This is a genomic window from Kitasatospora sp. NPDC023176 (assembly GCF_055560495.1).
Genome location: NZ_JBVHIP010000029.1, coordinates 65299 through 88317, shown reverse-complemented (window position 1 = coordinate 88317; position 23019 = coordinate 65299). Strand labels below are relative to the sequence as shown.

Genomic DNA, 23019 nt, shown 5'->3' with positions numbered 1-23019 from the left:
TGGAGGTGCCTCTCTTCGGGCGGGTGGGGGGGAGTTCAGCGGCCGTCGCCCGCGTCGGCGGGCTTCCAGCGGAACAGCTTCTTCTCGGCGAGGGTCAACAGCCCCTCGGTGACCAGCGCGACGACCGCGAGGATGGTCATCGCGGCGTACACCCCGGCCGCGTTGAAGGTGCCCTGGGCGGCGGCGACCAGCAGGCCGAGGCCCTTGGTGGCGCCGATGTACTCGCCGACGATCGCGCCGATCAGCGCGAAGCCGAAGCTGACGTGCAGGCTGGTGAAGATCCAGGTGGTGGCGGCGGGGATGACCACCTGGAGGGTGACCTTGCGGTTGTCGGCGCCCAGGATGCGGGCGTTGGCGACCAGGTTGCGGTCCACCTCGCGGGCGCCCTGGAAGGCGTTGAAGAACACCGGGAAGAAGACCAGCACCACCGCGGAGGCCACCTTGGAGGCCGGGCCGAGGCCGAACCAGATCAGGAAGATCGGGGCGAGCACGATGCGCGGGATGGCGTTGAGCACCTTGATGTACGGCCCGAACACATCGGCCAGGAAGCGGATCCGGCCGAGCGCGATGCCCAGCAGCACACCGCCGACCACGCCGATCACCCAGCCGGTGAGGGCCTCGTACAGGGTGTAGCCGATCTGCTCGCCGAGCGAGCCCTGGGCGGTGCCGTGGGTGATCCACTGCCAGATCTGGTCCCAGATCCTCGACGGCTGCGAGAAGTTGAACGGGTCGATGACCTCGGTGCGGGCGCACAGCTCCCACAGGCCGAGGAAGGCGACCAGCACCCCGAGCCGGGCCGCGTAGACGGTCAACCTGCGGTTGCGGGCGGCCCGTTCGCGGGCCTCGGTCCTGGTCGTGACGGCCGGGGTCTTCCCGGTGACGGCGGACGCGCTCTCAAGCGGCACGACCCGCTCCTCTCTCCCGGGTGATGCGCACCTCTTCGCCGAGCGAGGCCCAGATCTCGCGGTACAGCTCGACGAACCTCGGTTCCAGCCGGACGGCCTCCACGGTGCGCGGTCGTGGTAGGTCGACGGTGAAGACCTCCTTGACGGTGGCCGGCCCGGCCGTCATCACGACGACCCGGTCGGCGAGCGCGATGGCCTCGTCCAGGTCGTGGGTGACGAACACGACCGAGGAGCCGGTGCCGGCCCACAGCTCCAGCAGCTGGTCGGACATCAGGGCGCGGGTCTGCACATCCAGTGCCGAGAAGGGCTCGTCCATCAGCAGGATGGTCGGGTCGTTGACGAAGGTCTGGGCGAGCGCGACGCGCTTGCGCATGCCGCCGGACAGCTGGTGCGGGTAGCGGTCCTCGAACGCGGCCAGGCCGACCCGGCCGAGCCAGTCCCGGGCCCGTTCCCTGGCCTCGGCGGTGGGCGCGCCGCGGAAGCGCGGCCCGGCCATCACGTTGGACAGCACGGTGCGCCAGGGGAAGACGGCGTCCTGCTGGAAGACGAACCCGACCTTGGGGTCGATCCCGCGCACGGGCTCGCCGTACACCCGGACCTCGCCCTCGGTGGGCTCCTCCAGACCGCTGACCAGCGTCAGCGTGGTGGACTTGCCGCAGCCGGTGGGGCCGACGACGGCGACGAACTCGCCCTGGGCGACGGTCAGATCGAGATCGCGGACGGCGGTGTGCAGGGCCCCCGAGGGGGTGCGGAAGCGTTTCGTCGCGCCGGTCAGCTCGATCGCCGGGGTGCTCATGCCCCACCCCGCTTCGCTCGGTGGGTGCTTCGCACCGGGCGCGCCTCTCGACGGTTCACTCGCCGCGCTCGCTCACGCATTTCGTTCCTCCGGGGTCAGTGCTTGCCCCGGAACGGTAGGAGCGGCCCCGGCCCCGGCGGGAGCCTTCTCCGCGAAGTGCGACTTCTCCGCATTGAGGGGTGTTCTGCTCGTTTTGCTTGCGCTACAACTGCGGGGACGCGGGCTGACAGAAACACCCCGGAAACATAGGGTGTCCCGACCCCCCACCCCCGTAGCACCGCCGCCACCGAGAGGAGGCCCGGATGAAGCTCCCCCACTGGCCCCGCCGGGTCTTCGCCCAGCTCCTGCTGAGCCAGACCGTCGTCACCGTCGGCGTCACCGCCGTGACCGCCGGGCTGTTCCTGGCCCCGGTCAGCAGCGAACTGGACCACGACGCGATGCAGCGGGCGCTGTCCATCGCCCAGGCCACCGCCACCGACGAGACCATCGCCCGGGCCGCCGACGCCCGGGACACCGCCACCGCGCAGCGCAACGCCGAACAGATCCGGCTGGCCACCGGCGCCAGCTTCGTCGTGGTCACCGACCTGGACGGCATCCGCCTCTCGCACACCGACCCCGGCCGGATCGGCCAACGGGTCAGCACCGACCCGGAGCCCGCGCTCAGCGGCCGCAGCGTCACCGCGATCCAGCAGGGCACCCTGGGCCGCACCGCCCGCGGCAAGGTGCCGCTGCGGACGACGGACGGCCGGATCGTCGGCGAGGTGTCCGTCGGCATCAGCGACGACTCGATCCGACGCCGCCTGCTGAAGATGCTCACCGGAATCCTGCTGTGTGCCGGGGCCGGCCTGGCCGCCGGCACCGTCGCCACCCTCGTCCTGGCCCGCCGGCTCAAGCGCCGCACCCACAACATCGCGCTGGCCGACATCTCCGCGCTGCTGGTCGAGCGGGAGGCGATGCTGCACGGCATCCGCGAGGGCATGGTGGCGCTGGACGAGCGCGGCCGGATCCGGCTGGCCAACGACGAGGCCCTGCGGCTGCTCGGCCTGCCCGAGGACTGCACCGGCCGCCCGATCGCTGAGGTGCTGCCACCGGGCCGGCTGGCCGACGTGCTGACCGGGCGGATCACCGGCCCCGACCTGCCCGCCGTACGGGACGACCGAGTACTGGTGGTGAACCGGACGGCCACCAGCGAGGGGGCCGTGGTGACGCTGCGCGACCGCACCGAGCTGGAGTCGCTGGTCCGCGAGCTGGACACCACCCGCAGCCTCACCGACGCGCTGCGCGCCCAGGACCACGAGCACGCCAACCGGATGCACACCCTCCTCGGCCTGCTCGAACTCGGCCGCCACGAGCAGGCGGTGGCGTTCATCTCGGAGCAGTCCGGTTCGCACGCCGTGGTCGCCGCCCGGATCGCCGAGCAGGTGCAGGACCCGCACGTGGCGGCGCTGCTGGCGGGCAAGACGGCGGTGGCCGGCGAGCGCGGGGTGCGACTGGCGCTGGCCCCGGCCGCCCACCTGCCGGACGCGGTGGTGGACGCCCGGGCGCTGGTGACGGTGCTCGGCAACCTGATCGACAACGCGGTGGACGCCCTGGAGGGGGGCGGCAGCGTGGAGGTGACGCTGGCGGCGGCCGGCTCCACCCTGCTGCTGCAGGTCGCGGACAGCGGCCCGGGCGTACCGGAGGAACTGCGCCGCCAGGTCTTCGAGGAGGGGTGGACCAGCAAGGACGCGCCCGCGCACCGCCCGCGCGGGCTGGGCCTGGCGATGGTGCGGCGACTGGTCGAACGGACCGGCGGCCGGATCGTGCTCGACACCGGCCCGCTCGGCGGCGCCCGGTTCACCGTCGAGCTGCCCGAGGCCCTGCTCACCGCTCAGCTCGTGGAGGCGTGATGATCGACGTACTCGTGGTGGACGACGACTTCCGGGTCGCGGACGTGCACGCCGCGTACGTGGCCAAGGTGCCGGGCTTCCGGGTCACCGGCACCGCCCACTCGGCCGGGGAGGCCCTGGCCGCGCTGGAGCGCCGTCCGGTGGACCTCCTGCTGCTCGACCACCACCTGCCGGACGAGACCGGACTGGCGCTGGTCCGCCGGCTGCGGGAGCGCCAGGTGGCCTGCGACGTGATGATGGTGACCGCCGCCCGGGACGTCTCCACGGTGCACGCCGCGATGCAGCACGGCGCCCTGCAGTACCTGGTCAAGCCGTTCACCTTCGCCGGGCTCCGGGACAAGCTGGTCTCGTACGCGCAGCTGCGGCACGCGCTGGCCGCACCCGCCCGGGAGGCCGGCCAGGACGAGGTGGACCGGCTGTTCGCGACCCTGCGCAGCGCCTGCGCGCCCACCGGGGCCCTGCCGAAGGGCCACTCGGCGCCCACCACCGACCTGGTGCTCGGCGTGCTGCGACGGGCCGGCCGGCCGCTGTCCGCCCAGGAGGTCGCCGACGCCACCGGACTGAGCCGCTCGACCGCCCAGCGCTACCTCAAGCAGCTGGAGCGCGACAGCCAGCTGCGGCTGACCCTGCGCTACGGCGACACCGGCCGCCCGGAGCACCGCTACGGACTGGCGGCCAGAGGCGCCTAGACATCCGGGAACCCCGGCGGCCCCAGCCCGCCGGGGTTCCCGGGACGCGACGGCAGACTCCGAAAGGAAGGCCTAGGCCGCGCCCGCACCGGTGAGGGCACGCACCTCCAGCTCGGCGAAGCGGTCCGCGTCGGCGGGCTCGGGCGAGGTGAGCGTCCCGATCCAGCCGGCCAGGAAGCCGAGCGGGATGGACACGATCCCGGGGTTCTCCAGCGGGAACCAGTGGAAGTCCACTCCGGGGAAAAGCGCCGCCTTGGAGCCGGAGACCACCGGCGAGAAGAACACCAGCACGATCGCCGGGACCAGCCCGCCGTACACCGACCAGACCGCGCCCCGGGCGGTGAACCGCGACCAGAACAGGCTGTACAGCAGCACCGGCAGGTTCGAGGAGGCGGCCACCGCGAAGGCGAGGCCGACCAGGAAGGCGACGTTCAGCTGCTGGGCGTACAGGCTGATCACGATCGCCACCGCGCCGATCCCGACGGCGGCGAACCGGGCGACCACCACCTCCTGCTGCTCACTGGGCTTCTCGGCGGTCTCCTCCCCGCCACGACGGCGCGGGCGGCAGCGCCAGGCGCCGGCCCAGATGTCGTGGGCGAAGGCGGCCGAGGAGGCCAGGGTCAGCCCGGCGACCACGGCGAGGATGGTGGCGAAGGCGATCGCCGAGATCAGCGCGAACAGCACCACCCCGCCGGTGCTGCCGTTGCCGCCGCCGAGCACCAGGGCGAGCAGCGGAACGGCGGTGTTCCCGGCCGAGTTGGCGTGCCGCACCTCGGCCGAGCCGACCAGCGCGGTGGCGCCCAGGCCGAGCGCGATGGCCATCAGGTAGAAGCCGCCGACCAGACCGATCGCCCACATCGTCGAGCGGCGGGCGGCCCGGGCGGTGGGCACGGTGTAGAAGCGGGACAGGATGTGCGGCAGGCCGGCGGTGCCGAGCACCAGGGCCAGGCCCAGGCTGAAGAAGTCCAGCCGGCTGGTGAAGGTAGCGCCGTACTTGAGCCCGGGTTCGAGGTAGCGGTGCCCGGCGCCGCTGTGCCGGGCGGCCTGGCGCATCAGCTCGAGGAGGTCGCCGTGGAAGCGGACCACCAGCAGCACGGTGAGCAGCACCGAACCCGCGATCAGCAGGAAGGCCTTGACGATCTGGATCCAGGTGGTGGCCCGCATCCCGCCGATCGTGACGTAGACGATCATCAGGGCGCCGACCGCGATGATGGTCCAGGTCCGGGCCTGAGCGCTGTTGGTGCCGAGTAGCAGCGCGACCAGCGAACCGGCGCCGACCATCTGGGCGACCAGGTAGAGCAGGGTGACCACGACGCTGGCGCCGCCTGCCGCGGCCCGCACCTTGCGGCGGCGCAGCCGCAGCGCGAGCACGTCGGCGAGGGTGTACCGGCCGGCGTTGCGGACGAGTTCGGCGACCAGCATCAGCACGACCAGCCAGGCCACCAGGAAGCCGATGCTGTAGAGCACGCCGTCGTAGCCGTAGAGGGCGATCAGCCCGGCGACGCCGAGGAAGGAGGCGGCGGAGAGGTAGTCGCCGGAGAGGGCGAAGCCGTTCTGCAGCGGGGTGAAGTCGCGTCCGCCGGTGTAGAAGTCCTCGGCGGCGTTGCCTTGGCGGCCGACCCAGAGGGTGATCCCCAGGGTGACCAGGACGATGACGGCGAACAGCACGATCGCCAGGCCGTGGTGCTGGCCGGTGGGGGCGACGGGGGGCGGGGTGGCGGTGGTCAGCACGCCGGTGGTGGCCGTCATCGCAGCTGGTCCTGGGTGTCCCAGCGCAGGCCCAGGGCGGCGCGGTCGCGCTTGGTCCGGGCGTTGCGGGCGTAGAGCCAGGTGAGCAGGAAGGTCGAGGCGAACTGCAGCAGGCCGAGCAGCCAGGCCACGTTGAGCGGGCCGGCCACCGGGCTGCGCATCACGCCGGGGGCGGCGGCCTCGGCGGCGACGTACAGCAGGTACCAGCCGAGGAAGGCGCCGCTGACCGGGAAGACGAAGCCCCGGTAGCTGCGGCGGATGTCCTGGAAGGCCGCGCTGGCCTGGACGCTCCGGTAGACCACGGTGCTGTCGGTGGTGCTCACCGGCGCCGCCGGCTCCTGCGGGGCCACCGGGGCGACGGCCGGTGCCGGCGGCGGCACGACCGGCGGCGCGACGGGCGCGGCCGCCTGTTCCGGCGTGGCGGCCGACCGAGTGGGTACCGGCTGGGCCGGTACGGCCGTTCGGCGGGGGGCGGCAACCGGCTCGGACGCGGCGGCGGTGGCCGGAGCGGCCCACCAGTCGAATCGCTGCCCCTGTCCGGGACTGCTGGTCTGCTGCTGTGGCACTGCTGCTCCTGGGCCGAGCCGGGCGTTCTGACCCAAACCATCATGGAGGCCCCCGGACACCGTCCCTGACCATCGCAGATACGTTCACTCGATGAGGTGATCGATCATCCGACGGACGCTCATCCGACTACTGCTGCGTACCGGTGATTCCGTGCCGGAAGGCGTACGCGACCGCCTGCGCGCGGTCCCGCACCGCGGTCTTGGCGAACAGGTTGTTGATGTGCGTCTTCACGGTGGCCTGGCTGACGAACAGCCGCTGGGCGATCTCCGCGTTGGAGAGCCCCTCGGCGATCAGCGCGAGCACCTCGGCCTCCCGCACGGTCAGCCCGTCCGGCAGCTCCCCGCTCCGCGCGGCCGACCGCTCCGGGCTCGGCGAGTCCGTCCGCGCGGACTTCACGGGCGCCTCCGAAAGCCGTTCCAGCAGCCGGAGTTGGACCTGCGGGGAGAGCCCGGCCGCACCCGAGCGGACGTCCGCGATGGCCTTGGCGATCTCCTCGCCGCCGGCGTCCTTGGTGAGGTAGCCGCGCGCCCCGGCCTGCAGCGCCGGGAACAGCGACTCGTCGTCGGCGTAGGTGGTGAGCACCACGACCTCGGTCTCCGGGTGCGCGGCCCGGATCCGTCGGGTCGCCTCGACGCCGTCGACACGCGGCATCCGCAGATCCATCAGCACCACGTCCGGGTGATGACGCTCCACCAGGGCGACGGCCTCCGCTCCGTCCGCCGCCGCACCGACCACCTCGATGCCGGGCAGCAGCCCCAGCAGCATCACGATGCCCTCGCGCACCACCGTCTGGTCGTCCGCCACCAGCACCCTGGTGACCATGGCGCTCATGCGCCCACCTCGCCGCGCTCAGCAGTCGCTTCGCGCGATCCGCGCCCCTCGACGACGAGTTCGCTCCGCACACTCATGCCGGCACCCGCAGCAACACCCGCCACCCTCCGTCCTCCGGGCCCGCCAGCAGGGTGCCGCCGAGCAGTTCCGCGCGTTCGCGCATCCCCAGCAGACCGTACCCGCTGCCGCTGGCTGCCAGCTCGGCGGCAGCCGGCTCGCCGGCGGACTGGCCGCGCGGCGCCCGGGCGTTGCGCACCTCCAGCTCCACCGCGTCGGCCAGGTAGCGCAGTTCGACCGAGCAGCGGGCGCCCGGCGCGTGCTTGCGGACGTTGGTCACCGCCTCCTGCGCGGTGCGCCGCACCGCCAACCCGGCCTCGGCGGCCAGCGGGCGGGGCGTACCCGTGACGGTCAGCGGGGCCCGCTCCCGCTCGGTCAGTTCCACCAGGAACTCCCCGACCGGCGTGAACTCCCCGCGCAGCGCGGACAGCGCCTGCCGGGTCTCGGCCAGCCCGTCCTGCGCCATCCGCCGTGCGGCGACGACCCGTTCGCGGACCTGCGCGCGGTCCGTCCCGGCGTCCAGCATCAGCCGGGCCGCCTCCAGGTGGACCAGCTGCGCGGAGAGGCTGTGGGCGAGCACGTCGTGGATCTCCCGGGCGATCCTGGCCCGTTCGGCGAGCGCCGCACTCTCCGCCTCGGCGGCCCGGACAGCGCGCTCCTGGACCAGCAGCCGGCGGGCGGTGCCGCGTGCCTCGACGTCCAGCCGCAGCAGGAAGCCGACCAGGACGGAACCGCCGATGGTGGCGGAGACGCTGAGCCAGCTCGCCGGCGAAGCCGCCGTGTACGAGCCCAGCGCGGCCGCCGCGGCGATCAGCGCGGGCGCGGGCGGCATCCGGGTCAGCGCCGTCACGGCCAGCCCGATCCACAGGAAGTCGGCCAGTGTGTAGGCCAGTCCCCAGTTGGCGATCCAGGCACCGCCGACCAGGGCGGCGGCCAGCAGGTACGCGGCCGCCGGGCGCTGTTCCCGGGTGGCGCGCAGGTACAGCACGCAGAGCGTGGCGGCCGCGACCAGCCCGGCCGCCGCGGCCGTCACCGCCCAGCCGGCGTACTTGCCGTCGGAGAAGGTCCCCCAGCTGACGACACCCAGCAGGACGGTCCGGCCGAACACGGTGAGGACCCGCCGCGGCCGACTCTCGACCTCGCGCTCCAGCCCCTCCCGGGACGGCCAGCGGGTCCAGTACCACCCGGACAAGGGTGCCTCCTCGGTGCTCACGGCGGGGGATCAGTGCAGTACGGCGGTGGCCGGTGCGTGCTCCAGCGTCCGGGCCCTCCAGTTGACCACGAGCGAGCGGACCAGCAGCAGGACCGCCATGCCGAGCATCAGCGAGCTGCCCGCCTGGTGGACGCCCAGGGCCGAGCCGATCGCGTACAGGCCGATCCGGATGGCGATCATTCCACCCCAGGCGGCCAGGGTGGCCTTGGTGCCCTTGACCAGGACGTTGCCGTCGGCGCCCCGCCAGATCCGGACGGTCCAGCCCCAGGCCGTCCCCATCGCGAGCACGGTGACCAGCGAGGCGGCGAGCAGGGTGACCGACAGCGCGGTGTGCTGGTGGTCGATGATCTGCGGATCGCGCAGCGCGAACACGCCCAGGATCAGCGGCAGCAGCCAGAACCGGCGTTCGGTGTCCAGCCGCTGGACGCGCATCTGGCGCGTGACCACCAGGGCCACCACCGCCACGATCACGAGGAGGTTAGCGAGGGCAGTCATCGGATTCTCCGTCCCGCGAGAGGCTTGTTGCTGACCTCTCCGACGCTACGGATCCGGCGCTCCCCGCTGATCGGAGCCGGGGTGGATGGCGGGTGGAACCGGCGGAGCGGGGGCCTCCACCCGTGGGTGGAGGCCCCCGCTCCGCCGGGCGCGTCAGACGCCTCAGGCGTCGATGCGCGAGCGGTCCAGGGTGGCCGCCGAGTCCACGATGAACTCCTTGCGCGGCGCGACGTCGTTGCCCATCAGCAGGTCGAAGATCTTCTCGGCCTGCTCCAGGTCACCCAGGTTGATCCGGCGCAGGGTGCGGTGGCGCGGATCCATGGTGGTCTCGGCCAGCTGGTCGGCGTCCATCTCGCCCAGACCCTTGTACCGCTGCACCGGCTCCTTCCAGCGCTGGCCCTTGCGCTGGAACTCCAGCAGGGTGGAGCGCAGTTCGGCGTCGGAGTAGGTGTAGTGGTACTTCTCCTGGCCGCGCTTGGGGTTGGTGAGCTCGATCCGGTGCAGCGGCGGGACGGCGGCGAAGACCCGGCCCTGCTCGACCATCGGCCGCATGTAGCGGTGGAAGAGGGTCAGCAGCAGGGTGCGGATGTGCGAGCCGTCGACGTCGGCGTCGGCCATGAAGATGACCCGGCCGTAGCGGGCCTGGTCGATGTCGAAGGTGCGGCCCGAGCCGGCCCCTATCACCTGGATGATCGCGGCGCACTCGGCGTTCTTGAGCATGTCGCTCACCGAGGCCTTCTGCACGTTGAGGATCTTGCCGCGGATCGGCAGCAGCGCCTGGAACTCGGAGTTGCGGGCGAGCTTGGCGGTGCCGAGCGCGGAGTCCCCCTCGACGATGAACAGTTCGCTGCGGTCGACGTCGTCGCTGCGGCAGTCGGCCAGCTTGGCGGGCAGCGAGCTGGTCTCCAGCGCGGTCTTACGGCGCTGGGCCTCCTTGTGCTGCCGGGCGGCGACCCGGGTGCGGGCGGCGGCGACGACCTTCTCCAGCACGGCCCGGGCCTGCAGCTTCTGGTCCTTCTTGGCCGAGGTGAGGAAGGCCTTGAGCTCCTTGGCGACGACGGCCGCGACGATCCGGTTGGCCGCCGAGGTGCCGAGCACCTCCTTGGTCTGGCCCTCGAACTGCGGCTCGGCGAGCCGGACGGTGACCACCGCGGTGAGGCCCTCGGTGGCGTCGTCCTTGGTGATGTCGTCCTCGGCGACGCGCAGCAGCTTGCTGGCGCGCAGCACCTCGTTGACGGTCTTGGCCAGCGAGCGCTCGAAGCCGGTGACGTGGGTGCCGCCCTTGGGGGTGGCGATGATGTTGACGAAGGAGCGCAGGGTGGTGTCGTAGCCGGTGCCCCAACGCAGCGCGATGTCCACGCCCAGGTGCCGGGTGACCTCGGTCGGGGTCATGTGGCCGAGGTCGTCCAGGACGGGCACGGTCTCCTTGAAGGTGCCCTCGCCGTGCAGCCGCACCACGTCGCTGACCGGCTTGTCGGGGGCCAGGAACTCGCAGAACTCGGCGATGCCGCCGTCGTAGTGGAAGACCGACTCCTGGACCTGCTCGCTCTCGGTGAGCCGTTCGTCACGCACGACGATGGTCAGGCCGGGGACGAGGAAGGCGGTCTGCCGGGCCCGGTTGTGCAGGTGCTCCAGGGAGAGCTTGGCGTCCTTGAGGAAGATCTGCCGGTCGGCCCAGTACCGGATCCGGGTACCGGTGCGGCCCTTGGGCACCTTGCGGGTCCTGGTCGTGCCGTTGGCCGGTTCGAAGGGCGCGTCCGGGCTGGCCTCGGTGAAGATGCCGGGGGTGCCGCGGCGGAAGCTGATCGCGTGGGTGTGGCCGCTGCGGTCGACCTCGACGTCCAGCCGGGCGGACAGCGCGTTGACGACCGAGGCGCCGACGCCGTGCAGACCGCCGGAGGCCGCGTACGAGCCGCCGCCGAACTTGCCGCCCGCGTGCAGCTTGGTCATCACGACCTCGACGCCGGACAGCCCGGTCTTGGGCTCGACGTCGACCGGGATGCCGCGGCCGTTGTCACGGACCTCCACCGAGGAGTCCGGGTGCAGCAGGACCTCGATGCGGTCGCAGTGGCCGCCCAGCGCCTCGTCGACCGAGTTGTCGATGATCTCCCAGAGGCAGTGCATCAGACCACGGCTGTCGGTGGAACCGATGTACATGCCGGGGCGCTTGCGGACGGCCTCCAGACCCTCCAGGACGAGCAGGTGCCGCGCGGTGTAGTTGGAACCGTCGTCGCCGGCCAGCAGCGCGGACGGCACGGTCGTTTCGGCACTCACGCGGCACTCTCCTCGGTGAAGTTCTGTCTCATCGGTCACATCCGGACGCATCCGGACCAACCGCCAGTGCAGCATGCCGCACCGACAGTCGTCGCTCTGTGTGCTCGCACCCCTGCGACAGGTGCACAGCACGCCGGGCCGGCCCGGCGCAGCTTGTACGCGCTGCGCGAACAAGGACCGCGTCCGGGTGTGGGCCCCGGGGGCGCCATCTCCTCCCGGTACCACCGGTCCTGGCGGATCGTGGGGTCCGGCTCAGGCTCCGGAACTGCCGTTATGCAGGCTACCGGGGCCCGGGACGGGGCTTATGCTCCAACCCGGCAGAGGATTATGCTACGCGGACCTCGGACCCGGTCCCGATCGGACGTTCGAGCGACAGGCGGATCCCGGGATTCGGCACGCATGAACCACCGGCGCCCGGGGCACCTCCTCATCAACACAGCAGAATCCTCAGAGAAGAAAAGCCACGAGCGGGAACGTTTTCGGCCTGGTTGGATGTTGACCCTGGTACGACAGCTCGTCGAGCTAGAGAAGAGGCGACGTGACTACTGTTCTGACACCTGCGAGCCCGCTGACCGCGGCTGACCGCTGCGACCGCTGCGGCGCCCAGGCATACCTGCGCGTCGTACTCGCCAGCGGCGGAGAGCTGCTCTTCTGCGCCCACCACGGCCGGAAGTTCGAGCCGGAGCTCAAGAAGATCGCCGTGGAGATACAGGACGAGAGCGGCCGTCTCAGCACCAGCACCAACACGACGGTTGCCGACGAGGAGCGCTGACCCAGGCGCCACCACAAGCAGCCAGCGTCGAGCTGTGTCCGGCCGCGCACCGCGCGCGATCGGGAAGCCGGGTGGAGGACCCTTTCGGGGCCGTCCACCCGGCTTTGCTGTTCTCCCGACGGCTCCCTCCCCTTCGCCGCGACCGCGGGGCCGGGGGTGCGGCCAGGGCTCGGCCACAGCCGAAACAGCGTCAGAGCGTCACCGCGCCATCACTAGTGGTGATGCTCAGAGCACGGAGCGCACCGCGTCCGTGACCGAGGACACCCGGGTGTAGACGCCGGGATGGCCCGCCTCCGCGCAGCCCGTCCCCCAGGACACCAGTCCGGCCAGCCGGCCGGCCACGATCAGCGGGCCGCCGCTGTCGCCCTGGCAGGCGTCCTTGCCGCCCTTCTCCTCGCCCGCGCAGACCATGCCCCGGGCGTCGAACTTGCCGTCCTGTCCGCCCGGGTAGGCGTGCGCGCAGGTCTGGTCCGAGACGATCGGCACATCCACCTCACGTAGCACCGGCGAGTAGTCACCCCGTCCGCTGGTGTCACCCCAGCCGTAGACCTGCGCGCCGGTCCCCGCCGCGTACGGCCCGCTCTCCCCCTGGCCGACCAGCTCGACCACCGGCCGGGAGCCCTGGGAGTCGGCGAGGGTGAGCACCGCCACGTCGTTCATGTTCGCGGCGAAGTTGTAGTCGGGGTGGATCCAGACCCGTTGGACGGCCACCTCACGGCCGGCCGAGCCGCGCATGTCGTCCCGCCCGACCACCACCTTGAGTCCCGGCCGGTCCACCCGCCCCTTGGACTCGTCGTAGAAGCAGTGCGCGGCCGTCACCACCTTGGTCGGGGTCACCAGCGCACCCCCGCAGAACTGGCCGGAGCGCCCGCTGCCGAACTGCTGGCGACTGGCCAGTGCCACGATCCAGGGGTGGTCGGCGGTGCTCACGGTGGCGCCCCCCACCACCCGGCGCTGCGCCTCGGCCGGACCGGCCACCCCGAGGGCGGCCAACGGCACGGGGACGGCGGCGAGCAGGGCCAGCAGGGCGCCGCGCCGCCGGCGACGGCCCGTCCGGGCGGCGGCCAGGACGGCCCGGCGCGGGACGGAGGTCGGCAGGTCGGCTCGGTCCGGGTCGGTCAGCACCGTGACTCCACAAGGCTCGGCAGCAGGCAACCGCCACAGCGTAGGTGATCAACTACACTGCGCGACCGCTTCCCGGCAGGCCGCCACCCGGACGAGCGACAAGCGCCACCCGGACGCTGACGCACCGCCCCCGAACAACCCGAAGACCCGGAACCCCAAGGGTTCCGGGCCTTCGTCGTGTCCTGCTGACGGTCGGGCCTGGCCGACCGGTGGATCGATCAGTCCAGGTAGTCGCGCAGCACCTGGGAGCGCGACGGGTGGCGCAGCTTCGACATGGTCTTCGACTCGATCTGGCGGATGCGCTCACGGGTGACCCCGTACACCTTGCCGATCTCGTCGAGCGTCTTCGGCTGGCCGTCGGTCAGACCGAAGCGCATCGAGACCACGCCGGCCTCACGCTCGGAAAGGGTGTCCAGCACCGAGTGGAGCTGCTCCTGGAGCAGGGTGAAGGAGACCGCGTCGGCCGGGACGACCGCCTCGGAGTCCTCGATCAGGTCACCGAACTCGCTGTCGCCGTCCTCGCCCAGCGGGGTGTGCAGCGAGATCGGCTCGCGGCCGTACTTCTGGACCTCGATGACCTTCTCGGGGGTCATGTCGAGTTCCTTGGCCAGCTCCTCTGGGGTGGGCTCGCGGCCCAGGTCCTGGAGCATCTGGCGCTGGACGCGGGCCAGCTTGTTGATGACCTCGACCATGTGCACCGGGATGCGGATGGTGCGGGCCTGGTCGGCCATGGCGCGGGTGATCGCCTGGCGGATCCACCAGGTGGCGTAGGTCGAGAACTTGTAGCCCTTGGTGTAGTCGAACTTCTCGACCGCACGGATCAGACCGAGGTTGCCCTCCTGGATCAGGTCCAGGAACAGCATGCCGCGGCCGGTGTAGCGCTTGGCCAGCGAGACCACCAGACGGAGGTTGGCCTCCAGCAGGTGGTTCTTGGCCCGGCGGCCGTCCTCGGCGATGATCTCCAGCTCGCGCTTGAGCTTCGGGGCGAGCTTGTCGGCGGCCGAGAGCTTGTCCTCGGCGAACAGGCCGGCCTCGATGCGCTTGGCGAGCTCGACCTCCTGCTCGGCGTTGAGCAGCGGGACCTTGCCGATCTGCTTCAGGTAGTCCTTGACCGGGTCGGCGGTGGCACCGGCGACGGCGACCTGCTGGGCCGGCGCGTCGTCCTCGTCGTCGTCGGAGAGGACGAAGCCCTCCGACTCCTCCTCCGGAGCACCCTCGGCCTCGGCCTTGTCGCCGGGCAGCGCGGTCTCCTCGAGCAGCTCCTCCTCGCCGAGCAGCTCCTCGTCGCCCTTGCCGGCCTTGCCGGCGGCGGTCTTCTTGGCCGCGGTCTTCTTGGCCGGCGCGGCGGTCTTCTTGGCCGCGGTCTTCTTGGCCGCGACGGCCTTCTTCGCCGGAACGGCCTTCACCCCGGCGACGACGGTGGTCGTCTCCTCGACGGTGATCTCGGCGGACACGGTGGGGGCGGGCGCCGTGGCGGCGGCCGCGACGGCCGGAGCCGCGACGGGGGCGCCGGGGGCGATCCGCACGGGCGGCTTGGTCGGGGCCGACGAAGCGGCCGGGGTCCGGGTGGTGACAGCCTTGGTGGCGGTGCGCTTGGTGGGGCTCTTGGCAGCAACGCTCTTGCGCTTGGCGCCGGCCGGCTCGGCCGCGCTGACCATGAGGTCCACCCCCTCCTCAATCAGCACCTGGTTGAGGCTGCGCATGACGTTCTTCCACTTGGTGACCGGGATCTGGTCCGCCTCGAACGCCTGGCGCACGTCGTCACCGGCGATCTGCCCCTGGGCCTTGCCCCGCTCGATGAGCGCCAGCAGAGCCGCGGACTCGGCGATCTCGGGGGGAAGCGAACGGGATGTGCTGGCCGACACGAACAACCTCTCGGACGATGAGTGGACTCGAACCCGTACCGGCCGCCCGAGCGGGCGGGGAAGGAGATCGCGCGCCGGACGCGCGGTGTCGATTCCGACCGACTCGGGCTTGAGGACTGGGTTTGCAGGACGGCAGCAGCGCCGCGGACCAACACAGCATTCTGACATGTTGGAGTATTCCGGAGCTGCTCCCGCTCAGGAGACATCGCTGCTACTCGTCAAGTGTTACGCATGGCCTTGGTGTCGCGGGTCACACCACTCGGCGCCCACGGCCCCGGGGCCGTCATCCATCATCGCGCACTCGCGCCGAAGTCGATTGTCATGGGCGGGACACGCCGTCGGGGAATGGGCGCGGGGCCCTGTCCCCGCAAACCGCCCCCGGCGCCACGCCCGCATGCCTTCCTTCGCGCAGAGACCCTCCGGCAGCGCCACATGGTGCGGCCGGAGGGCCCTGGAGGAGCGGACCGCGCCCGGCGCGTCCGCTCGCCGAGAACAGTCCGCTCAGTGCTCCCGGGGGGCGGGGACGGACGGCTCCATCTCGGGGTGAGCGGTGAGCAGCGCCCGCATCGCGACCTCGCCCGCGGTGCCGTCGCCGGTACCCAGCGCGTCCACCAGCCGGGCGTGCAGGCCGACCGAGGACTCGGAGGGCCGCTCGCAGGAGATCGTCGGACCGCCCGAGACCTGCAGTGCGCAGGAGATGATGCCGGACAGGTGCTCCAGCATCCGGTTGCCGGCCATCTGCAGGACCAGCACGTGCAGCTCGGTGTCAGCCCGGGTGAAGGTGGAGAGGTCGGCCTGCGCGGTGGCGTGGCCCATGATCTCGACCAGCTCGACCAGCCGCTGCTGGACGTCCTCCCGGCCGTGGCCGGCCGCGAGCCGGGCGGCCAGCGGCTCGATCGCCCAGCGAAGCTCGAACAGCTCCCGGCGCTGCTCGTCCCGCTGGGGGCCGAAGGCGCGCCACTCGATGATGTCCGGGTCCAGCAGGTTCCAGTCGCCGACCGGGCGCACCCGGGTGCCGACGTTCGGGCGGGCGCTGACCAGGCCCTTGGCCTCCAGCACGCGCAGCGACTCGCGGACGACCGTCCGCGACACCTCGAAGCGCTGGCCGATCTCCTCGGGCACGAGCGGACGGTCGGCACCGAGGTCGCCGGAAACGATCATCTGGCCGAGCTGCTGGACCAGCTGGCCGTGCAGACCGCGGCCGCGGCTGCTGGTGGTCTTGCGGCCGACCCGGGCGATGTCGGACTCGGCGCCCTCCCAGCGGGGCGCCGGCGGGGTCGGCCGGTCGGCGTACGAGAAGCGGTCCAGATCGCCGGGGCCGTGGATGGGCCCATCGGCGGAACGGGCGGGGGTCATGGTGGGGTGCGCAAGGGTACTCACGCCATCCTTTGTCGGCGATCGGCAGGCGCAGCTTGAGGATTCTCGTGAAAAGCACACGAAAGGGTGATCGACCGTGACTGGATAATTGACTTCTTATCAGGAAGAACCGCTCATTACGGTCACTGCTGGTCGATCTTGGTACTTCGGGACGGCGTGCGGTCCGCATGGCGGGCCCCGGTGCCCGCGACGGCGGGTCTACAGCGAGCGGCGGCGGGCCTGGACGAGCAGCGCGGCCAGCAGCAGGGCTGCCGCCGGCGCCGCGACCGCCACCAGCAGCGCCGGATCCGACAACGCCGCGCTCCCGGCGACCGCCCCGCGGGCTCCGCCGTACACCCAGCCGTAGGCCCACTCGACGCCGGACTGGAAGGGCAGCAGCTCCGCCGCCCGGGTCGGCCACGGGCGGCCGGTCCGGCGCAGCACCAGGGCCACGCCGGACTCCAGCAGCGGCGGCAGCGCGCACAGCAGCAGCACCCCGGCGGCTGCGCTGCGGGTCAGCGAGGCGGTCAGCACACCGGTCCAGGCGGCCACCACGGTCAGCAGGACGAAGGCCAGCAGCGCGGCCGGCACCCCGTGCCCGGACACCAACGCCAGCGGGGCGAACGCGCCCGGCAGCTCGGCCGGCCCGCTCAGCCCGACGCCGCCCAGCGCCCCGGACACCCCGTCGGACAGCGCGCCGGGATCCGTCCAGGCCGCCACCGTCACCCCGTCCGGCAGGGCGAGGTGCACGGCCACCGTGTCGAGCAGCAGGGTGGCCAGCGCCAGCAGCGCCGCGACCGGGCCGACCACCACCAGCTTGGCCAGCAGCAGCCGCACCCGGCGCGAGTAGGCCACCTGCGAGGCCGCCAGCCCCGGGTGCCGGACCTCGTGCCCGTACGAGAGCGCTCCCAGCACGCCTGCGCCGAGCGCCGCGAAGGGCAGCGGGATCAGCGGGACGGCGGCGGTCAGCAACCGCACCCCGGCCGGGCCGGCCAGCGGACCGGCCGGGGTCTGGCTCGCCAGGACGGCGGCAACGACCGCGTCGCAGAGCAGGACGGCGGAGAGCAGCAGCCAAGTGGAACGCAGGCCGCGCAGGCGGCGCAGCTCGTAGGCCAGGACACGCACGGTTCACTCGCTCCGGTGGTCGTCGGGGGTGGCGGGGGCCTTGCCGGTGGTGACCCGGCCGAGCCGGACGGTGTCGTCGGTGAGCAGGTCGGCGGCGCTCCGACGGCGGCGCACGGGCTCGGTCCCGGTCTCGTTCTCCGGCCCGATCTCGGGCTTGGTCTCCGGCCTGGTCTCGGGCTTGGTCTTCAGCCTGGTCTCGGGCTTGGTCTTCAGCCTGGTCTCGGGCCTGGTCTCCGGCCTGGTCTCGGGCTTGGTCTCGGACCGGAGGGGCTCGATCCCGGTGCGGAGCGCCTCGGCGTGGTCGGGCCCAGCGGCGCCGGGCTGGTCGCGGAAGAGCCGGTCGAAAGCGACTGTGGGGGCGGGGTCCGGCTGCGGGGCGTTGACCGCGGCGAGGACTGGCAGGGCGGCTGTCACGGCTGCGACGGGCAGAGCACGGGTGCTCCGGGGCGCATCCTCGCGGACACGGCCCCCCGTGGCGGGCTCCGGGACCGTGGGTTCGGGGTGCGCAGGCTCAGGGTGTGCGGGTTCGGGGCGCGCGGGTTCGGCGGCGGTGGGCTCGTGGTGCGGGTCGGTGCCCGGCTGCGCGCCCTCGGGGGCCGCCCCGTCGGCCGACTCGGGATCCGGCTGGAGACGGAGGCGGCCGGAGCGGCCGGAGGCGACTGGCAGCGCGGCCCGGGGCACCGGCTGCTCGACCACCCGGTCGGCCAGCTCGTGCAGCAGGATCCCGTGCTGGTAGGCGAGTTCACCGATCTCGGTGCGGTCGATGCCCGCCACCGCGAGCCCCGCGCCGCCGTCCCGGCGCACCTCGGCGCCCTGGCTGACCAGCAGGTCGGCCAACCGCGCCATCTGGGGCCCCCGGACGGCCACTTCGGGGCTGAGCCTGGTCCGGCAGAACTCCGCGACCGGCTGGTCGGCCACCAGGCGGCCGCGGTCCAGGGTGACCACCCGGTCCGCGAGCTGCGCGGCCTCCTGCGGGATCCGGGTGGTCACCAGCACCGTTCCACCCGCGACCGCGAAGGAGCGCAGGAAGGAGTGGAACCACTCGACGTTGCGCGGGGACAGGCCCTCGGTCGGCGCGTCCAGCAGCAGGGTGCCGGGATCGCCGAGCAGCGCGGCTGCCAGTGAGAGCCGACGGTGCATGCCCGGCGAGAAGGTCCGCAGCCGCTGCCCCGCCACGGCGGCCAGCCGGGTCTGCTCCAGCAGCTCGTCGGCCCGCCGCGCGGGGACGCCGACGGCCGCGGCCAGCATCCGCAGGTGACCACGCGCCTTGCGCCCCGGGTTCCCGGACACCGCCGCGGCCCCTTCCCCCGGCCCGGGCAGCAGCACGCCGACCTCGCGCTCGGGGCGGCGGATCCGGCGGTAGGGACGGCCGTCGAAGAGGGCGATGCCCTGGCCTCGTTCGAGTTCGAGCATCAGCCGCAGCGCGGTGGACTTGCCGGCCCCCTCGTCGCCGAGCAGCACGGTCACCATCCCGGGCCGGGCGTCGAAGGTCAGATCAAGTACGGCGGGTGGGACGCCCTTGCGATGGACCTTGGTCAGTCCGGTGATCTGGATCATCGCTGGCTGCTCCCATGCCCTTGGCCGACCTGCTCGACGCCAGCACATTAGGGGTCAGCGCCACAGAATCCGGGCATTACCGAACCGCCACGGGCCCACCGCCCGCCCACCTCACCCGATCAGGGGACAATCCGATCCTGCGATTCACGGGCGTCGGCCTCTCCGGCGGACCGTCGCCACCACCCAGGTTTCGGGCCAGGAGCCGGTGCCTAGGTCGTCAGGAAGGCCTCGGCGCCCCGCGGGAGCGGCTCGCCGCCGCACTGCTGCTGGAAGTCCTCGGCGGCGACCTTGCCTTCCAGGGCGATCTGGGCCAACTGCTCCCGCTCGGCGTCCAACGTCTCCTGTACGGAGGCGATCGTCGCCGGGGCGGCGTGCGCGGCCTTCAGGGCGGCCAGCTGCTTCTCGGTCCTGTCGGTCGTCGTGGTGAGGCTGTCGAAGGCCGCCACCAGCTTCACGAGGCCGTCCCGTTGATTGGCGCACAGGTGGTCGGCGGTCATCACAGGGCTCCCAGGGGTCCGAAGGCCTTCGGCCCGGCGGCCGAAGCGTCCACCGACACTGTGCATCGGGGGCGCACTGTCGGCCTGCGGGCCGGGGCCGTTCGGCGCCCCGCTCGGACGGGTGTCCGGGGCGGCGGGGGCTCAGGCGTCGGGGCGGAGCATGGGCGGGTTGAGGACGGTCGCGCCGCCCGCAGTGAAGAGCTGGGCCGGGCGACCGCCCTGACGGGTGGTCGTGCCGCCGGAGGGCAGGAGGAAACCGGGGGTGCCGGTGACCTTGCGGTGGAAGTTGCGCGGGTCGAGGGCGACGCCCCAGACGGCCTCGTAGACGCGGCGCAGCTCGCCCACAGTGAACTCGGTCGGGCAGAAGGCGGTGGCCAGGGAGGAGTACTCGATCTTGGAACGGGCGCGTTCCACGCCGTCGGCCAGGATCAGGCCGTGGTCGAAGGCGAGCGGGACCCCGTCGGCCGGGTTCTCACCGAGGAGTTCGCTGACCGGGGCCCAGCGGGCGCTGCTGGCGTCGCCGCCGGCCCGGGGGGTGGGGAGGTCGGGAGCGAGCACCAGGTAGGCGACGCTGACCACACGCATCCGGGGGTCGCGCTGCGGGTGACCATAGGTGGCGAGCTGCTCCAGGTGAGCACCGGCCGCGCCGGGGCCCGCCGCCTCGTGGCCAGGGGCGGAGTGGGCGCGCAGCCCGGTCTCCTCGGCCAGCTCGCGGGAGGCCGCCTCGGCCAGGCCCTCGTCCGGGCGGACGAAGCCACCGGGCAGGGCCCAGTACCCCTGGTAGGGCGGCTCGCCCCGTCTGACCAGAAGGGCGCAGAGGGAGTGGTCGCGCACCGTCAGAACCACCAGGTCAACCGTGACTGCGAACGGGGGGAAGGCCGACGGATCGTAGCGCGACATGGCGACGATCATAGTCGTCTCTCTGACGATAAGCACAGGCCCGTACGGGGAGCGCGTAGCACCGGTGGCCGTGGCCGCCCGGCACGATTCGCGCACGGGCGACCAGTGCCGGGGCGGCCGGAGGGTGGGCGGGCAGGTGGCGACGGGCGCTGCCGGGCCCGGCGTCAGCGGGCGACCAGTTGCAGGTCCGCGGAGGCCTCCTCCACCATCGCCACCCCGATCCGGCTCACCCGGACCGAGAAGGGTTCACCCGCCACCCGCAGGCCGGTCAGTTCGAGTTCGCCGAGCGGAGCGGTGCTGGCCGGACGGACCAGCACGCGGCCGCCCGGGACGTCCGGCCGTACTCCGGCGAGCGCGAACACCGCGTGGACGGCCCCGGCCGCGGAGACCGCCGCCGGGCGGCAGGCCGCGGGGTGCGGCACCGGTGGGCAACCGGGGGTGCGCTGCTCCCCGGCGTACATCTCCGGCAGCCGTGCCTCGAAGTGGGCGGACGCGGCGAGCAGGCCCTCCAACAGGGTGCCGGCCTCGTTCTCGTGGCCGGCCTCGGCGAGCCCGGCGATCGCCAGCGCGGTCTCGTGGATCCGCACCGCGCCGCCGCGGTGGCCCAGCGGGTTGAAGCGGGGCGACTTGGCACTGAGGGTCCGCAGACCCCAGCCGCTGTCCAGCTCGGGCGCGACCAGGCGCTGGGCGAACAGCCGGGTCTGTTCGCGGTCCAGCAGGCTCTCGTGCCGGCCGCCGTCGGCGGCGAGCCCGGTGTCGAGCAGGTGCACCAGGGCGGAGGCGAGGGCCGGCAGCGGTTGGCCGCCCGGAGCTAGTCCGGCGGCGGGGCGGCCGCCGGAGAGGTCGTCGATCCAGAACCGCTCGCGGAAGCGCCCGCGCAGGTCGGCGGCCCAGCTCCGCCAGTCCCCGGCTCCCGGCCTGGCGAAGGCCTCCAGCAGTTCGGCGCCGTGCAGGGCGGCCCGGTGGGCCTGCGCCTGGACCTCGACGCGGGCGGCCACCGGCTGGGCGCCCCGTTCCTCCACCGGGCGGCTCAGATCGGTGACGAAGCCGTCGACCAGGCCCTCCCGCAGGGCGGCCAGGGCCCGCTCGGCGGCCGGGAGCAGTTCGGCGACCTCCGCCCGGGGCAGGCCCCAGCGCCAGGCCTCGGCCAGCACGGTGACGAACAGCAGGGTGGCCTCGGTGGCCGTGCAGGTGGGCGGCAGTTCGGGGCCGCCGTGCCGCAGGCCGCCGGGCAGCAGGCCCTCCGTACGGCCGGGGGCGGGGGCGACCTGCTGCCGGCGGGCCAGCGCGCGCAGCGTGCCGGCCGCGAGCCGGGTGCCCAGCGGGAGGGTCAGCCGGGCGGCCCAGAGCGCGTCGGCCGGGGCGAGGCCGAAGCGCCAGGGCGCTCCGGAGGCCGGGTAGAGGTCGGTGGGGCGGTCCGGGTCGGCGAACAGCAGCCCGCCGAGGGCGTCCAGGGAACGGTAGACCAGCGGGGCGGCGCGCGGGTCGTCGCTGCGCACCTCCGGGTCCGTCCAGGGCAGCGGGACACCGGTGCCGCGCCCGCCGGGCGGACGCGGGCCGCCCGGGGCGCTCTCCAGCTCGGCGCACAGCTCGACCGACCAGCGGGTGCCGGGCTGGACCTCCAAGTCCCAGCGGAGCACCCCGGCCCCGGCCAGGACGGCGTGCGGGGAGGGCTTGGCGCTGACCACGGCGCAGTGCACCGGGCCCGACCAGCGCAGCCCGGCGGACTGCACCTGGCCGGGCAGGTCGGGCGGGCGGTGACCGGCGGCGATCTCGGCGACCGGGCCGAGGTCGGTGCCCAGGGCGATCTCCAGCGGCAGCCGGGCGGGCCGGGCGCCGGTGTTGCGCACCGTGACCGTCTCCACGCCGTCCGCGTGGCGCAGTCGCTCGACGGTGAGCGCCGGGTCCGGGTCGAGGTCGCCGGGGAGGCGCACGGATCCGAGGAATCGGGCCTGGGCGGTGCTGGTCAGGTTGCCCTGGAGCGGCAGCGGCTCCATCCCGCCCAGCCGCAGCTCCATCCGGGCCAGCACCCGGACGCCGTTGCGGTAGAAGCCGTGCAGGCCGTGGCCGCGCAGTTGGCCGTCCGAGCCGGAGGCGGCCATCGCGGGGGCGTTGACGCAGAGCAGCGCGTGGTGGACGGCGGGGGGCTGGGGGCGCGGCGGGGCCGCGGGCCGTCCGAGGCCGGCGAGTGCGCCTGCGGGCCCGGCCGTCGGGACCTGGTCGAAACGGCCGACCGGTCTGGGCGCGCCGACCACGCTCTCGGCCGGCATGGCCTGTAGTGGCCTCATGGCGGTCACCGGACTCTCCTCCCTTCGGCGGTCCGGTGGCCGGTCAGGCCGGTGGGCCGCGAGCATGCT

19 protein-coding genes are annotated in these 23019 nt (G+C 73.1%); 3 read left to right on the top strand and 16 right to left on the bottom strand.

What is annotated here, in order from left to right:
* Positions 1–35: 35 nt before the first annotated feature.
* Both ACZ3YL_RS31400 and ACZ3YL_RS31395 read right to left on the bottom strand, forming a co-directional pair.
* Positions 36–905 (bottom strand): ABC transporter permease, encoded by an 870-nt coding sequence (locus ACZ3YL_RS31400; protein ID WP_188306079.1) that lies wholly within the window; start codon positions 903–905, stop codon positions 36–38.
* Positions 895–1701 carry an ABC transporter ATP-binding protein gene (locus ACZ3YL_RS31395; protein ID WP_188306078.1) on the bottom strand — a complete coding sequence of 269 codons (807 nt, stop codon included), beginning with the start codon at positions 1699–1701 and terminating at the stop codon, positions 895–897. Before ACZ3YL_RS31395 ends, ACZ3YL_RS31400 begins: the two co-directional genes overlap by 11 nt.
* Positions 1702–2003: 302 nt before the next feature.
* On the opposite strand from ACZ3YL_RS31395, the gene ACZ3YL_RS31390 reads away from it, so the two are divergent.
* Together ACZ3YL_RS31390 and ACZ3YL_RS31385 are read left to right on the top strand one after the other, a co-directional pair.
* On the top strand, positions 2004–3590 hold the full coding sequence (locus tag ACZ3YL_RS31390) for a sensor histidine kinase (RefSeq protein WP_465660596.1): 1587 nt from the start codon (positions 2004–2006) through the stop codon (positions 3588–3590).
* On the top strand, positions 3590–4279 hold the full coding sequence (locus ACZ3YL_RS31385) for a response regulator (protein WP_465660594.1): 690 nt from the start codon (positions 3590–3592) through the stop codon (positions 4277–4279). The genes ACZ3YL_RS31390 and ACZ3YL_RS31385 overlap by 1 nt, the downstream gene beginning before the upstream one ends.
* Before the next feature lie 72 nt (positions 4280–4351).
* Here ACZ3YL_RS31385 and ACZ3YL_RS31380 read toward each other — a convergent pair whose 3' ends face one another.
* The 6 genes from ACZ3YL_RS31380 to ACZ3YL_RS31355 all read right to left on the bottom strand — a co-directional run bounded on the left by ACZ3YL_RS31380 (position 4352) and on the right by ACZ3YL_RS31355 (position 11465).
* Complete coding sequence (locus ACZ3YL_RS31380; RefSeq protein WP_188306075.1) at positions 4352–6028, bottom strand: solute symporter family protein; 1677 nt, start codon at positions 6026–6028, stop codon at positions 4352–4354.
* Positions 6025–6351, bottom strand: coding sequence for a DUF485 domain-containing protein (locus ACZ3YL_RS31375; RefSeq protein ID WP_411292989.1), 327 nt, complete (start codon positions 6349–6351; stop codon positions 6025–6027). Before ACZ3YL_RS31375 ends, ACZ3YL_RS31380 begins: the two co-directional genes overlap by 4 nt.
* A 370-nt stretch (positions 6352–6721) precedes the next feature.
* The gene (locus ACZ3YL_RS31370) at positions 6722–7426 is read right to left on the bottom strand and encodes a response regulator (protein WP_465660592.1); all 705 of its coding nucleotides are present in this window, start codon (positions 7424–7426) and stop codon (positions 6722–6724) included.
* Between the two features lie 73 nt (positions 7427–7499).
* Positions 7500–8675 carry a sensor histidine kinase gene (locus tag ACZ3YL_RS31365; protein WP_465660590.1) on the bottom strand — a complete coding sequence of 392 codons (1176 nt, stop codon included), beginning with the start codon at positions 8673–8675 and terminating at the stop codon, positions 7500–7502.
* Between the two features lie 30 nt (positions 8676–8705).
* Entirely contained in the window at positions 8706–9191 is a 486-nt protein-coding gene (locus tag ACZ3YL_RS31360; RefSeq protein WP_465660588.1) for a DUF1453 domain-containing protein, read from the bottom strand.
* Positions 9192–9353: 162 nt separating this feature from the next.
* Complete coding sequence (locus tag ACZ3YL_RS31355; RefSeq protein WP_188306072.1) at positions 9354–11465, bottom strand: DNA gyrase/topoisomerase IV subunit B; 2112 nt, start codon at positions 11463–11465, stop codon at positions 9354–9356.
* A 538-nt stretch (positions 11466–12003) separates the two neighbouring features.
* Between ACZ3YL_RS31355 and ACZ3YL_RS31350 the strand changes: the two genes are divergently transcribed.
* Positions 12004–12237, top strand: a complete 234-nt coding sequence (locus ACZ3YL_RS31350) for a DUF7455 domain-containing protein (protein WP_188306071.1) — start codon at positions 12004–12006, stop codon at positions 12235–12237.
* 225 nt (positions 12238–12462) lie between these two features.
* Here the strand turns inward: ACZ3YL_RS31350 and ACZ3YL_RS31345 are convergent, their stop codons facing one another.
* The 8 genes from ACZ3YL_RS31345 to ACZ3YL_RS31310 all read right to left on the bottom strand — a co-directional run bounded on the left by ACZ3YL_RS31345 (position 12463) and on the right by ACZ3YL_RS31310 (position 22950).
* Positions 12463–13362, bottom strand: coding sequence for a S1 family peptidase (locus ACZ3YL_RS31345; RefSeq protein WP_317621168.1), 900 nt, complete (start codon positions 13360–13362; stop codon positions 12463–12465).
* A gap of 218 nt (positions 13363–13580) precedes the next feature.
* Positions 13581–15227 (bottom strand): RNA polymerase sigma factor, encoded by a 1647-nt coding sequence (locus ACZ3YL_RS31340; RefSeq protein ID WP_188306070.1) that lies wholly within the window; start codon positions 15225–15227, stop codon positions 13581–13583.
* 501 nt (positions 15228–15728) lie between these two features.
* Positions 15729–16607: a FadR/GntR family transcriptional regulator gene (locus ACZ3YL_RS31335; RefSeq protein WP_188306069.1), complete on the bottom strand. Its 879-nt coding sequence runs from the start codon at positions 16605–16607 to the stop codon at positions 15729–15731.
* Positions 16608–16802: 195 nt separating this feature from the next.
* Positions 16803–17708, bottom strand: a complete 906-nt coding sequence (locus ACZ3YL_RS31330; RefSeq protein WP_465660585.1) for a hypothetical protein — start codon at positions 17706–17708, stop codon at positions 16803–16805.
* Between the two features lie 3 nt (positions 17709–17711).
* The gene (locus tag ACZ3YL_RS31325; protein WP_465660583.1) at positions 17712–19265 is read right to left on the bottom strand and encodes an ABC transporter ATP-binding protein; all 1554 of its coding nucleotides are present in this window, start codon (positions 19263–19265) and stop codon (positions 17712–17714) included.
* A gap of 209 nt (positions 19266–19474) precedes the next feature.
* Positions 19475–19762, bottom strand: coding sequence for a hypothetical protein (locus tag ACZ3YL_RS31320; protein ID WP_188306067.1), 288 nt, complete (start codon positions 19760–19762; stop codon positions 19475–19477).
* 141 nt (positions 19763–19903) lie between these two features.
* Positions 19904–20662 carry an NUDIX hydrolase gene (locus tag ACZ3YL_RS31315; protein ID WP_188306066.1) on the bottom strand — a complete coding sequence of 253 codons (759 nt, stop codon included), beginning with the start codon at positions 20660–20662 and terminating at the stop codon, positions 19904–19906.
* Positions 20663–20826: 164 nt separating this feature from the next.
* A complete protein-coding gene (locus tag ACZ3YL_RS31310; protein WP_465660617.1) occupies positions 20827–22950 on the bottom strand; it encodes a glycogen debranching N-terminal domain-containing protein in 2124 nt (707 codons plus the stop codon).
* Positions 22951–23019 lie beyond the last annotated feature (69 nt).

Bases quoted from the DNA above. Each gene is read 5' to 3' on its own strand.
- ACZ3YL_RS31380 (WP_188306075.1), bottom strand. From the start codon at position 6,028: ATGACGGCCACCACCGGCGTGCTGACCACCGCCACCCCGCCCCCCGTC.
- ACZ3YL_RS31310 (WP_465660617.1), bottom strand. From the start codon at position 22,950: ATGAGGCCACTACAGGCCATGCCGGCCGAGAGCGTGGTCGGCGCGCCC.
- ACZ3YL_RS31370 (WP_465660592.1), bottom strand. From the start codon at position 7,426: ATGAGCGCCATGGTCACCAGGGTGCTGGTGGCGGACGACCAGACGGTG.
- ACZ3YL_RS31360 (WP_465660588.1), bottom strand. From the start codon at position 9,191: ATGACTGCCCTCGCTAACCTCCTCGTGATCGTGGCGGTGGTGGCCCTG.
- ACZ3YL_RS31320 (WP_188306067.1), bottom strand. From the start codon at position 19,762: ATGACCGCCGACCACCTGTGCGCCAATCAACGGGACGGCCTCGTGAAG.
- ACZ3YL_RS31325 (WP_465660583.1), bottom strand. From the start codon at position 19,265: ATGATCCAGATCACCGGACTGACCAAGGTCCATCGCAAGGGCGTCCCA.
- ACZ3YL_RS31315 (WP_188306066.1), bottom strand. From the start codon at position 20,662: ATGTCGCGCTACGATCCGTCGGCCTTCCCCCCGTTCGCAGTCACGGTT.
- ACZ3YL_RS31385 (WP_465660594.1), top strand. From the start codon at position 3,590: ATGATCGACGTACTCGTGGTGGACGACGACTTCCGGGTCGCGGACGTG.
- ACZ3YL_RS31390 (WP_465660596.1), top strand. From the start codon at position 2,004: ATGAAGCTCCCCCACTGGCCCCGCCGGGTCTTCGCCCAGCTCCTGCTG.
- ACZ3YL_RS31395 (WP_188306078.1), bottom strand. From the start codon at position 1,701: ATGAGCACCCCGGCGATCGAGCTGACCGGCGCGACGAAACGCTTCCGC.